Annotated in this window: 9 protein-coding genes; all 9 read right to left on the bottom strand. The window is 35.9% G+C overall.

The features are described 5' to 3' along the window. Positions 1–17: 17 nt before the first annotated feature. The 9 genes from QZR90_RS06390 to gyrB all read right to left on the bottom strand — a co-directional run bounded on the left by QZR90_RS06390 (position 18) and on the right by gyrB (position 12,803). Complete coding sequence (locus tag QZR90_RS06390; RefSeq protein WP_295789983.1) at positions 18–626, bottom strand: MarR family winged helix-turn-helix transcriptional regulator; 609 nt, start codon at positions 624–626, stop codon at positions 18–20. A 226-nt stretch (positions 627–852) separates the two neighbouring features. Further along, the gene (locus QZR90_RS06385) at positions 853–1,071 is read right to left on the bottom strand and encodes a zinc-binding dehydrogenase (protein ID WP_295789981.1); all 219 of its coding nucleotides are present in this window, start codon (positions 1,069–1,071) and stop codon (positions 853–855) included. A 6-nt stretch (positions 1,072–1,077) separates the two neighbouring features. Further along, positions 1,078–1,911: an alcohol dehydrogenase catalytic domain-containing protein gene (locus QZR90_RS06380; protein ID WP_295789979.1), complete on the bottom strand. Its 834-nt coding sequence runs from the start codon at positions 1,909–1,911 to the stop codon at positions 1,078–1,080. Between the two features lie 402 nt (positions 1,912–2,313). After that, positions 2,314–3,675 carry a hemolysin family protein gene (locus tag QZR90_RS06375; protein ID WP_295789978.1) on the bottom strand — a complete coding sequence of 454 codons (1,362 nt, stop codon included), beginning with the start codon at positions 3,673–3,675 and terminating at the stop codon, positions 2,314–2,316. Between the two features lie 334 nt (positions 3,676–4,009). Further along, a complete protein-coding gene (locus QZR90_RS06370; RefSeq protein ID WP_295789976.1) occupies positions 4,010–5,767 on the bottom strand; it encodes a 1-deoxy-D-xylulose-5-phosphate synthase in 1,758 nt (585 codons plus the stop codon). A 246-nt stretch (positions 5,768–6,013) separates the two neighbouring features. Continuing rightward, the gene (locus QZR90_RS06365) at positions 6,014–7,267 is read right to left on the bottom strand and encodes a hypothetical protein (RefSeq protein WP_295789974.1); all 1,254 of its coding nucleotides are present in this window, start codon (positions 7,265–7,267) and stop codon (positions 6,014–6,016) included. 71 nt (positions 7,268–7,338) lie between these two features. Further along, positions 7,339–9,093 carry a 1-deoxy-D-xylulose-5-phosphate synthase gene (locus QZR90_RS06360; protein WP_295789972.1) on the bottom strand — a complete coding sequence of 585 codons (1,755 nt, stop codon included), beginning with the start codon at positions 9,091–9,093 and terminating at the stop codon, positions 7,339–7,341. 330 nt (positions 9,094–9,423) lie between these two features. Then, complete coding sequence (locus QZR90_RS06355) at positions 9,424–10,824, bottom strand: amino acid permease (protein WP_295790104.1); 1,401 nt, start codon at positions 10,822–10,824, stop codon at positions 9,424–9,426. A 77-nt stretch (positions 10,825–10,901) separates the two neighbouring features. After that, complete coding sequence (gyrB, locus tag QZR90_RS06350) at positions 10,902–12,803, bottom strand: DNA topoisomerase (ATP-hydrolyzing) subunit B (RefSeq protein WP_295789970.1); 1,902 nt, start codon at positions 12,801–12,803, stop codon at positions 10,902–10,904. Positions 12,804–12,950 lie beyond the last annotated feature (147 nt).

Genomic DNA, 12,950 nt, shown 5'->3' with positions numbered 1-12,950 from the left:
CATATCAAAAAAATTCATTATACCTTGCTAGGAATAGCTAATGAATTTTGCTTACCTCTATCTTCTGGAGATAAGAATCTCTTGCTATTTAAAATAATTTCCAGTACTTCTAAGGTATGCTGTACTTTTTCAGAAGGAAGAGAGCCCAATAGATTTTCATAATACTTATCTTCTAGCTTATGAAGCTCATTGTGAATCAAAGCAAAGGAGTTGCCTAGCTCAGTAGTGCGCAACAAAATAGATTTTAAATCATTACTCTTATGGAACTTAACAATTAAACCTTCTGTAGATAGTCGCTTTACATAGCGAGACAGCATGCCCTGTGAGAATGGCATAGCCTGCACTAATTCTTGGTAAGTAGCTGTGTTATCATCATTAGCTTCTATATAGCTAATAATTTGCATCTCTGAATGATTAAATCGTTTCTTTAATATACCTGATGCCTTATCAGTAGGTACAGAATCTATATAGGTTTTAATAGACTCCTTTAAAAAGTCTTTTCTCAATTCATTAATATAAGTAGAAAAAACACTGATGGTTTCAATTAATGGTTTAAATTGATCTATAGATGTATCAAACGCTGCCATAAGCTCTTTATTTTCCCCTACATTTGAATGTCTCTCCATAAATATCTCCTTTTTCATTTAATTATTTACCAGCGAAGTTCTAAATCTATTGATCTCCTTTTAAAATTATATGTATCTACCTGAATTCTTAAAATTACTGTCTCTAAAATAACTATGCCTTTAATATTACTCAATCTTTAATTTGGATATACTTTTAAATTTTCTCTATTTTAAAATACTCAATCTTTAGATTTACTAAGTCTTTATAATTACTGTACCTTTACCATTATTGTATCTTTAGTAGCACCTTACCTTTTAAACCACCTACATTGACATAGCGTAACGCCTTCTCTCCCTCCTCTAAGGAGTAGATACTATCAATCGAAGGCTTATATCCTATTTCTTGAATGACCTCTAGCATATATTCTAAGTCTTGTCTTCCCGGTTTAACCGATATAAATTCATATACCTGATGACGCCAAGCCGCATAATACCGATAAGGCATAGATGCTCATTGTAAAAGCTGTTGCTGCCAAAAAGCTAGTCCTTCTGCTTTGGCAAACTCACCGGTAGGAATCCCTTTTATAGTCACTACAGAGCCATGGTCCCTTACTAACTGTTGCAATTTGTGCGTCATAGTGCCACCAACCATATCGAGACCATAAGTTACTGACTCTTTTAATTGGATTAGTGATGTAGACTTATAATCAAAGACTTGTTTAGCTCCTAATGCCATAGCTTGCTCTGCCTTTTTACCATTGCCACTTACATAGGTAATAAGCCCTAACTTATGAGCTAGTGCGATGGCCATAAAACCAACTGCACCAGTACCGCCTGCTATAAATAGAGACTCTCTAGCCTGTAACAACTCATGAGCAGGCAAGATAGTACTTTCTACCGCCTCGTGTATCGTAGTATTGCTTTCTAATCCTTTAATACCTAACGCCTTAAATGCTTGATAGGCTGTCAAGGCTGCAATAGGAATGGCAGCACCTTCCGCCATAGTAAAGAATTCAGGCAATTTAGCAATTTGATTTTCTTTCAGCGCCACATAAGAAGCGAAGCAACCTTCACCGCTGCCAATCACAATATCACCAACAGTAATATGGTGAACAAGTTGCCCCTTAGCTACAACTTTACCGCACAACTCATAACCTAAGGTATAAGGAAGTGTAGGCTTTTTAGCAATATTAAAAAATCCTGTAGCAGTTAAATAATCAGCTGGATTCACACCAGCATACATAACTTTAACTAATACTTCATCAGCTCCTATGGCAGGCATTTGTAGATTATGTACTCTTACATCAAAAAACTTGCCTTGCATAACCAACTGCAGTGCTTTCATAAGTGTACCTTTCTAAAATCGATTATATTTAATATTAAATATAATTTTCTAACTTTTAGTTTTATACAATATGTACAATAATATATATTACTCGTTATTAATATTTTTAATTCTTTCTTCATAATCCACTATATCTATTTTATCGCGAAAACTACATTAATTCAATAGATATAATAAAAAATCCTCAGAAAAGTTATCTTTTTATTCAATAACTTTTCCAAGGATTTTTTATTTTCAAATATATTTATATTGGAGAATATAAATATATATTTTTTAATAATTATTCAATACAATCATTTTCAAACTATCTTATTATTACAAAATACATAATGAAATCTAATGATTTAGCTTATTTTTCTCTATGTAAGTTTAAGAATACTCAGCTCATATACTAGGTGTAAATTAAGATTCTTCCTCTGTAGCTTCTTCGCTCAATACTTCATGAATGACCATTACTTTATCAATGCGCACATTATCCATATCTACCACTTCAAATGTATAGTCTTCCCAAGTAGCGCGGTCTAACTCTTTTGGAATGCGACCAAAGAGATACATAAAGAAGCCACCTACCGTTTTATATAAATCTTCATCTTCACCAGGCAATTCTTTATTTATAGAAAAATATTCTTTAAACTCGTCAATACTAATAAGCCCATCTACAAGCCAAGTTGTATCATTGCGTTTGATGATGCGATTTTCCTCTTCCTTCATCTCGTCTTCACTTGCAGGCATTAAACCAACTAGTTTTTCCATGATGTCATGAAGAGTAACTAAACCACTAAATCCGCCATATTCATCAAGCACCACTGTTTCGTGAACGCCTTCTGTACGGAATAACTCCAATAATTTCATCAAAGTAATTGATTCAGGAACCATTACAGGCTCTTTAATATTAGCTTCTACAATTGCTTTTAAAGACGCGCTTTGCTCATCCTTTATATAAGAGGCAAATACATCAGCTACAATAATTAAGCCTTTTAATTCATCTAAGGAATCAAAACCTACAGGCAAGCGATAATGAGTGGAATTACAAAGTGTTTCTCTGATTTCTTCTTCAGATGTATTTAAATCTAACCATTTTAACTGCGTCCGCGGTGTCATAACATCGCCTGCATTTAAATCAGCTAATCTAAATACATTATCGACTAAGCGAGGTTCATCCTTTTCAAAGGCGCCAAGCTCAACACCTTGGGTGAGCATTTTATTGATTTCCATTTCTGTAACAGGCGATTCTTCCTTATCTTTTACGCCCATTAATTTTAATAGACCAGAAGTAGATACACTCAGTAAAGCCACTAAAGGTTTTGCAATGACTGCAAAATAATGCATTGGCACAGCCATAATAATGGCAATGCGCTCTGGTGAATTATAAGCCAAACGCTTTGGCACCAATTCACCGATAACTAACGACAAATACGTCGTTAATGAAACGATAATAATAGGGCTAAAGGAATCTGCATAGGTAGCTAAGGAAGGAATATATTCCTTAATACTCTTAGCTAGAGGGTCACTTAAGGCCGCTCCAGAATACAAACCTGTAACGATACCAATCAAGGTAATACCAATTTGAATCGTCGAAAACATCTGATTCGGATCTTCCGATAATTGAATGGCTCTTTGAGCCCCTATACTGCCTTTTTCAGCACTATCTTCTAATAAGCCTTTACGAGAATTCACAACAGCCAATTCCGTCATTGAAAATAAGCCATTGGCCACAATTAACAATAAAATTATGAGTATCTCCAGACCTACATCACCGTCCACTTATATATCACTCTCCTCTTACTAAAGTGGATACTTACATGCGTACTTTACATGCATTTTCTTATGTATTAATCTTAAGTATATCAAATTTCTCCCTATTTCGCTATTCCCCATAGAAAAACATAGCCATAACCTACATAGGAGCTGAGGTTATGGCTATAGTATTTAACACTTTATATAAAATTATATAATTCTAGATATCTTTAAAGGCTTTAGATAGATTTAGATAGATTTAGATAGTTTTATATATACTTGTAATTATATATATGCTTGTAATTTTATCTATTTTATTCAATTAATTTTAAAGTATGAAACTTCATTTAAATCTATCCAATTATTTTAAAATCTCTTTAATATCTTCTACAATAAGCTCTGGACTTAAATGATAGCGCGCAATAAGTTCGTCCATAGGAACGCGATCATTTACTTCTTTATTCATACCAATGTTTAATACTTTCATAGAGCTTGGACCATAGTAACGGGCTACTTTTTCACCAAAGCCTCCATCAAGTACACCATCTTCTAAGGTAATAACTAATGTATGGTCAGCTTTTAAGCTATCTAAAGTCGCCTTATCTACTGCAGAGGAAAGGCGCGGATTAACTAAAGTCGCTTTAATTTGGCATTCTTTTTCTAATAATTCTTTAGTTTGAATACCTAAATCATAAAAAGCACCAAGGCCTAAAATAGCTACTGTATCACCCTTAACAGTGATTTCATTAGTAAAGGTACCATCAAATGCTTTTCCTGCTTCATAAGTCTTCACAGCGCCACCAGGAACGCGAATCATAACAGGACCATCAGTTTGTTCCAATGACCAATCAAGCATATCTAATAATTCAGCTTTAGTAGCTGGGGATAGAACTGTTAAATTAGGAATGCTGTTCATCATAGCCATATCAAAAGCACTGGAATGTGTAGCATCCATAGAGGAGATACCACCGCCCAATGGGAAGGATAAAATAGTCGCTGCATTATTATTTAATGCTAAATCTTGTGTCAATTGGTCATATGTACGTTGTAAGAAAGTACCTGCATCTAAAATAACAGGCTTAGCGCCATTTTTAGCAAGCCCTGCTGCCATAGCTACCATATGTTCTTCTGCAATCCCAACGTCTACAAATTGAGCGCCTGCTTCTGCACGACGAGCTGCATCAAAGCCAGCAATACCTGGAACCCCAGCAGTTAAGCCAATAACGGTAGGATCAGCTTTCATTTTAGCCAGTAAATGACTCGCAATAATTTCATCATAATGTTCTTCTTGACTATATACTTCTGGATCAAAATCTTTGCCTAAAATATAGTGATATGTTTCCTTATCTGCCTCTGCTGGCGCATAGCCTTTCCCTTTCACTGTTACCATGTGAATAACAATAGGTTCTTGGCTATCTTTTACTGCTTTAAAGGTTTCAATTAAGCTAGCCAAATCATGTCCATCTTCTACAAATACATAGTTAAGGCCCATAGCTTTAAAGTAATTATTACTTGCCTTTCCCTTTGTATCGCGCAATTCTTTTAAATGTTTATAAATACCACCTTCATTAGGAGCAATACTCATGTCATTGTCATTGAAAAGAACTATAAAATTACTATCTAATGTAGCCGCTATATTAAGGCCTTCCATAGCTTCCCCACCAGATAAGGAGCCATCACCTAAAATAGCTATTACATTGCCAGATTCTTTTTTAAGATCACGCGCTTTTGCTAAACCTGTTGCCAAACTAACCGCTGTAGAAGTATGACCAATAGTAAAGAAATCATGTTCACTTTCATTAGGATTAGTAAATCCAGAATATTTTGTATACGATGCAGGATCTGTAAAGGCTTCCTTGCGACCTGTTAAAATTTTGTGAATATAAGATTGATGAGATATATCAAATACAAATTTATCAACTGGTGAATTAAATACATAGTGTAAAGCTAATGTAGCTTCTACAAAACCTAGATTTGGCGCCATATGGCCACCAGTTTCAGTAACTCGTGTAATAAGTACTTGGCGAATTTCAGCTGCTAATTGCTTCAATTCCTCAATTGTCATCTGTTTAATATCTTTAGGGCTATTTACTGAATCTAATAAATGTAATGTATCCATAAATACTTCCTTTCTATATATAACAAGAACTGAATCAGTTCTATCTAAAATCTAGTAAGTACATAATTTATAATTTCATGTAAATACATAATTCATAATTACATGCATTCGCTTACATCTAATTATGAGATAAAAAAATTCCATAATTAAGAAATTCATAGCTGCCTTTCAAATATAACAGTTTCAATTTCTTAACTACGGAATTCATTATAAAACTTGAAGTAGACTTCAAGTCAAGGATAATTTTTAAAATTTTTTAACAAATTGCTTATATGCAATGGCCAGCCAATATATAATGCGCGCAGATACAAGGTCTAGAAGAATCTCGCCACGCCCATTTTTTCGCTTACTGAGCAAATCTTTAAAGATTTCATCAGTTCCAATCATATGTATTTGATTATACTTTGAAGGCTCACCATATTGGTCTGATACATTAAATAGATATACTTCATTCCTATCATGTAATGCAATTAAATCTTCATAAGCCTGTGGCTGTAAAATTTGCGATGTGCCACTTTTTACCTGAATATAAATTTCCTTCCCCACTTGTTTAGGATCCAATAAAATACATTCATATGTTGCCATATTTCTTTTATTCGTAGAAGGCCAAGGAATATAACCATATGTATAATATAGCAAAAAACATAGCAAGTCTTCACAATCATCTGTTCCTAAAAGAGCAAAAAATTGTTTTTTAAACGCTTCATATATACTAGCTTCCTCTAAGATTGATTCATCAAGCTTCATCACATAGGAATAGGCTTCCTCATAAAAATTTGTTTCATTATAAGGAGGTAAAAATTCAGAATGTTCCGCCTTATTTCTATCTAAGAAAAACTGCAAATATGCTTTTACCGCTGCTTCACCATCTACAATGCGTTGTACTGTACTACCGCGAAAAGCAAAGGCTCTCACAACAGCACCTGGCACTTTACTCTCATCACCCATATGAACCCAGCGCTGTACATAGCGCCTCATATAATCATGCTTATCATCTAATATCGCTTGCTCTTGATTATACTTAAAAATCAGTTTGTCATCCCGTATTTGACCTACATAATACTGGCTTTTATATTTAAGCCATACATAGTCACCAGCTTGCATCTTATTAGCAAATGTATTAACACTGGATTTGCGCCCCTTATGTTGAGGTCCACTATATAGCCCATATTTAGCAATTACAGCTTCATAAGCTTCATAAGTATTAATAGCAATAAACTCTTTTTCAATCTCCTCAAGTGTAATAGCTTGATTACAATCACCAGAATTTGCCGTAATACCAGAAGTTGCCGTAATATTTGAGGTCATACTAGTGTGTTCATCATCAGTATCAATATATGTAGACTCAACAGATTTAAATTTAAATTTCTCAGACACAATAGTTGTATATAATTCGTCATCCATATAAGGAGGCCAACCAATGCAAATCATCTGCTCTTTTAAACAAAGTTCGCTATTCGCTTCCTCAGTTGTTTTTATGCGCCATATATTTGCCATCATTGACCTTTCTATACTGTATTCTATCAACTATCTGGTCTAAGACCACTCTTATTCCTAATCAATCATAATAACTATAATTCTCTTAACAAGGCTTTTATATCTTCAATTATAGACTTAGGCTCTAAGCCATAACGAGCATATAATTCATCTTTTGGTACTCGATCATTTACTTCTTTTTCCATACCATAAGTAAGAACTTTCATAGATGTAGGCCCATAGTAATGAGCTACTTTCTGTCCATAACCACCAGCTAAAACGCCATCTTCTAAAGTGATGATAATTTCATGGTCTGCTTTTAAAGCATCTAATGTATTAGAATCTACATCAGAGGCTAAACGCGGGTTAATCAAAGTAGCCTCAATGCCTAATTCTGCTTTTAACGCTTCACGCAATTGATTACCTAAATAATAGAATGGTCCTAAACCTAGAATAGCTACCTTTTGCCCTTTATGAGTCACTTCATTAGTCAACTTCCCTGAAAAAGCTATACCACTCGGTTCATTCCGAACAGCCCCTGTCACACGAATAACTACGGGATGTTCTCGTTGTTCTAAAGACCAATCAAGCATAGCTAATACTTCATCCTTTGATGCTGGGCAAAGGACAATTAAATTAGGAATACTGCCCATCATAGCTAAATCAAAGGCTCCTGTATGAGTAGCATCAGTAGCGCCAATACCACCGCTTAAACCATAGGACATAATAGTGGCAGGATTGCTATTTAAACAAAGATCCTGGCTTAGCTGGTCATAAGTGCGTGATAAGAACGTACTATTTTCCAATACAACTGGCTTAGCTCCATTTTTAGCTAGGCCTGCTGCCATAGCAATCATATGCTCTTCTGCAATGCCTACATCAAAAAATTGTTTGCCTGCCTTAGCACGTCGCTCTGGATTAAAGCCTGATGTACCAGGAATCGCTGCAGTCATAGCGATAACGGCAGGATCAGTTTTCATTTTCTCCAATAAATGATCTGCCACTACGCCAGCATAGGTAAGAGTGGTGCCCTTTTTCGGCTTATGAGCTGCATTAATATAGTGGAATGATTCCTTATCAGCCTCTGCTTCAGCCCAGCCTTTGCCCTTAGTAGTGACTACATGAATTAAGCTTGGTCGCGGCACATCTTTAACGGCCTTAAAAGCCTTAATCAATTCATCTATATTGTGACCATCTTCTACGAAATAATAATCAAAGCCCATAATAGTAAAATAATTATGTTCTAATTGTCCCTTATGGTCTCGCAAAGCTTTAAAATGCTTATACATACTACCCACATTAGGAGATATGCTCATATCATTATCATTGAATACAACGATTAAATTGCTATCTAAGGTAGAGCCAATATTTAAGCCTTCCATAGCTTCCCCACCAGATAAAGCGCCATCGCCAATAACAGCAATAATATTTTCTGTACCACCTAATAAATCACGCCCTTTAGCGAGCCCTGTAGCTAAGCTAACTGACGTGGATGTATGGCCAATGGTAAACATATCATGTTCACTTTCATTAGGATTAGTATAACCAGAATACTTGCCATAATGCGCAGGATCTACAAAACCATCTTTACGGCCTGTTAAAATTTTATGAGTATAAGATTGATGCGACACATCATACACAATTTTATCTCTTGGTGAATCAAATACATAATGTAAAGCGACCGTTGCTTCTAGGAAGCCTAAATTAGGTCCTAAATGTCCCCCTACAGCCTTCATATTTGCAATTAAAGCCTCTCTAATTTCTTCACACAATATTGGTAAATCTGCTGGTGATAATTCTTTTACATCACTTGGTGTATGAATCCTATTGAGTAAATTCAAAAAACTCATCCTTTCAATGGACCAGGTCCAACTCTGTCTCTCATACTATATATACTCTCTATTATATAAAATTTTGTAAAAAAGAGCGAATGAAAAACTTGCTACCAAAAGCAAATGAAACTATATATAAAAGAAAATAAAAACTAAATACCAAAAAGAGAAAACTATATACTAAAAATAAAAAACTATAAAAAAAACTGTATAAAAAAATACCTACTGATTATTAACTCCTCAAAGTTAATATATTCAGTAGGTACTTTATATTACTTTTTTACTTTTTATACTTTTTAGTATTTTTACAATACGCTCTTTATGAGCTACCCCATGATAAACAATTTCTTATTTATCATAGTCTCGCGCTAAATCCACTTCTTCTAAAGGAATAACGCGTGTTTTATTTTTAGTTTTATACGTAAAGTATACAAGTAAGAACACTGGAATACCAATGTAGGCTACGCTTACACCATACCAGTCAATAGACTCGCCCATAAAAGCTGTATAATTCTGACCTGCCATAATAATTAAGCAGAGAATAATAGCAAAAATTGGACCGAATGGGAATAATAAAGCGCGGTAAGGAATTGCTTTAAGATCTTTACCCTGCGCTTTAAAAGCGCGGCGGAAACGGTAATGCGCAATGGCAATACCAAGCCAAGCAATAAAGCCACTCATACCACTAATATTAATTAGCCAAGTATATGCAGCCCCTTCACCAATTAAAGACGTAGCAAAGGCAAATAGACCAAATGCCGCTGTAGCAAATAATGCATTAGACGGTACGCCACGAGAATTTAACTTAGTGAACATTGCCGGTGCTTCACCATTTTTAGCCATAGCATAGAGCATGCGAGTTGATGCATATAAACCAGAGTTACCAGCTGATAATACAGCAGTTAAAATAATGGCATTAATAAAGCTAGCTGCAAAGGCAAAACCAAAGCGATCAAGCACCAAAGTAAATGGGCTAATCGAAACATTTTCTACACTGGATTTTAAAAGATTAGGATCATCGTAAGGAATAAGGAAGCCAATAACGATAAAAGCACCAATATAGAAAATCAAAATGCGCCAGAAAATCGAGTGAATCGCCTTAGGAATATTTGTTTCCGGCTCTTCTGATTCACCAGCAGCAACGCCGATAAGCTCGGTGCCTTGGAAGGAGAAACCAGCCACCATGAAAATAGCCATAATAGAGCTAAATCCACCTACAAAAGGGGCTTCCCCACGAGTCCAGTTTTCAAAACCTGGTGAATTGCCGCCCACACCAATAATGAGCATGGAACCAACAAATAAAAAGACGAATACTGTAATAACCTTCATACTAGAGAAAATATATTCACTTTCCCCAAATGAACGCGTGGATAGATAATTCATCAAGAATAAGGCCACTAAAAATAAAGCTGACCACATAATAGCAGGAATATCTGGAAACCAATATTTCATAATCAAAGCACCAGCTACAAGTTCTGCTGCTAAAGTAATGGCCCAGTTAAACCAGTAATTCCAGCCTAGAGCAAAGCCAAATGCTGGATCTACATAGCGCGATGCATAAGTTCCAAATGACCCTGGCACTGGCAAATATGTTGCCATTTCCCCCAAACTAGTCATTAAGAAATATACCATTATGCCAATAAAACCATATGCTACCAAAGCACCACCAGGTCCAGCAGTACTAATAACTTCACCACCGGCCACAAAAAGGCCTGTACCAATGGATCCGCCGAGGGCAATCATATTCATATGGCGTGATTTCAAACTACGACGTAATTTATTATCCGAAGATAGTCCATCCACGTAAACATCATCCCTTTCTCTATTTACAAATCAAGGTTTCTCACCAAGTTTGCATTGTCTTCAATAAATTTACGACGAGGTTCTACCTTGTCGCCCATGAGAACACTAAATATTTTATCTGCTTCAATAGAATCCTCTAAACTTACCTGTAAAATAGTTCTATTTTCAGGATTCATAGTTGTTTCCCAAAGTTGTTCAGGATTCATTTCCCCAAGACCTTTGTAACGTTGAATTGTAATATTATCACGGCCAATTTCATCGAGCTTAGTAGCCATTTCAGCATCGCTATATACATACCAATGGCTCTTGCCCTTCTTAATTTGATATAAAGGTGGCTGCGCAATATATACGCGACCTTCTTCAATCAATGGCTTCATATAACGATAGAAGAATGTGAGCAATAAAGTACGAATATGCGCACCATCTACGTCCGCATCTGTCATGATAATAATTTTATGGTAACGGCTCTTGCTGAGATCAAAATCTTCCCCAATCCCTGTACCAAAGGCCGTAATCATGGAGCGAATTTCATTATTAGCTAAAATCTTATCTAATCGCGCTTTTTCTACATTTAAAATTTTACCGCGAAGAGGCAAAATAGCTTGGTAGCGACGATCGCGACCTTGTTTAGCACTGCCGCCCGCCGAATCACCTTCGACTAAGTAAATCTCAGTCATATGTGGATCTTTTTCTGAGCAGTCTGCCAATTTACCTGGCAAAGAGCTAATTTCAAGGGCATTTTTACGACGAGTTAACTCACGTGCTTTACGAGCTGCTTCACGAGCACGATTAGCCGTTGTAGCCTTGTCGATGATACGTTTAGCTTCAGTTGGATGCTCTTCTAAGAAGACCTTCAATCCTTCTGATACTACCGTATCAGTAATTCCCTTCACCTCACTATTGCCAAGCTTTGCTTTAGTTTGGCCTTCAAACTGAGGATTTAACACTTTAACACTTATAATAGCCGTAAGCCCTTCACGCACGTCTTCACCGGACAAATTGGCTTCATTTTCTTTAATGAGTCCTGCTTTACGACCATAGTCATTGAGCGTACGAGTTAAGGCACTGCGGAAGCCACTCAAATGAGTACCACCATCGATAGTATTAATATTATTGACAAAGGATAAAATATTTTCGCTATACCCATCATTATATTGAAGGGCTACATCTACTACTACATCATCACGGGTATTTTCCATGTCGATAACCGTAGGATTTACGATATCCTTATTTTCATTTAAGAACTGTACAAAGGACACAATACCCCCTTCATACATAAAGCTTTCAACTTTATCTTCTTCTTCGCGCTTATCAGTTAAAGTAATGCGAAGTCCCTTATTCAAGAAAGCTAATTCTTGTAAGCGCGTGCGAAGTACATTGAAATCAAAAATAGTAGTTTCAAAAATCTCAGCATCAGGCTTAAAAATAACAGTTGTACCTGTTTCTTTAGCCTCGCCAATTACCGTTAATGGCTGCTTTAAGTAACCACGTTCAAAGCTAATTTCATGCTCTTTACCATTTTGACATACCTTGACGATCGTCCATTCACTTAAAGCATTTACTACGGAAATACCTACCCCATGGAGACCACCGGATACTTTATAGCCACCGCCACCAAATTTACCGCCTGCATGAAGTTTAGTTAATACTAATTCTACGGCTGGTACACCTGTTTCATGCATCCCTGTAGGAATACCACGGCCATTATCAACTACGGTAATACTATTATCTTCATTAATACTCACTTCAATATGAGTACAGTAACCAGCTAAGGCTTCGTCCACACTATTATCAACCACTTCGTATACAAGATGGTGTAACCCCTTGGCTGAGGTACTACCAATATACATGCCTGGACGGCAGCGAACTGCTTCAAGACCCTCTAAAACTTGTATATCCTGGGCTCCATAATGTTGTTCTGCCATACTTGCTCCTCCCTAAAACTATCTATTAGTTTTGACTTAATCAAATCCATCCATTTTATCGTTATAAGCCAGCTTAGCTTATGTCGAAAGGCTAAGCTGGCTTTTATGATACATTTATTTATACTAAAAAGACATTTAATTATACTA

The organism is uncultured Veillonella sp. (assembly GCF_900545795.1).
Classification (GTDB): Bacteria; Bacillota; Negativicutes; order Veillonellales; family Veillonellaceae; genus Veillonella_A.
Note: the sequence above shows the minus strand (reverse complement) of the source record. Positions and strands in the feature narration are given on the sequence as shown.

Excerpts from the sequence above, each read along its gene's own strand:
- QZR90_RS06390 (WP_295789983.1), bottom strand. The coding sequence starts at position 626 with ATGGAGAGACATTCAAATGTAGGGGAAAATAAAGAGCTTATGGCAGCG.
- QZR90_RS06385 (WP_295789981.1), bottom strand. The coding sequence starts at position 1,071 with ATGCCTTATCGGTATTATGCGGCTTGGCGTCATCAGGTATATGAATTT.
- QZR90_RS06380 (WP_295789979.1), bottom strand. The coding sequence starts at position 1,911 with ATGAAAGCACTGCAGTTGGTTATGCAAGGCAAGTTTTTTGATGTAAGA.
- QZR90_RS06370 (WP_295789976.1), bottom strand. The coding sequence starts at position 5,767 with ATGGATACATTACATTTATTAGATTCAGTAAATAGCCCTAAAGATATT.
- QZR90_RS06365 (WP_295789974.1), bottom strand. The coding sequence starts at position 7,267 with ATGATGGCAAATATATGGCGCATAAAAACAACTGAGGAAGCGAATAGC.
- QZR90_RS06360 (WP_295789972.1), bottom strand. The coding sequence starts at position 9,093 with ATGAGTTTTTTGAATTTACTCAATAGGATTCATACACCAAGTGATGTA.
- QZR90_RS06355 (WP_295790104.1), bottom strand. The coding sequence starts at position 10,824 with ATGAATATGATTGCCCTCGGCGGATCCATTGGTACAGGCCTTTTTGTG.
- gyrB (WP_295789970.1), bottom strand. The coding sequence starts at position 12,803 with ATGGCAGAACAACATTATGGAGCCCAGGATATACAAGTTTTAGAGGGT.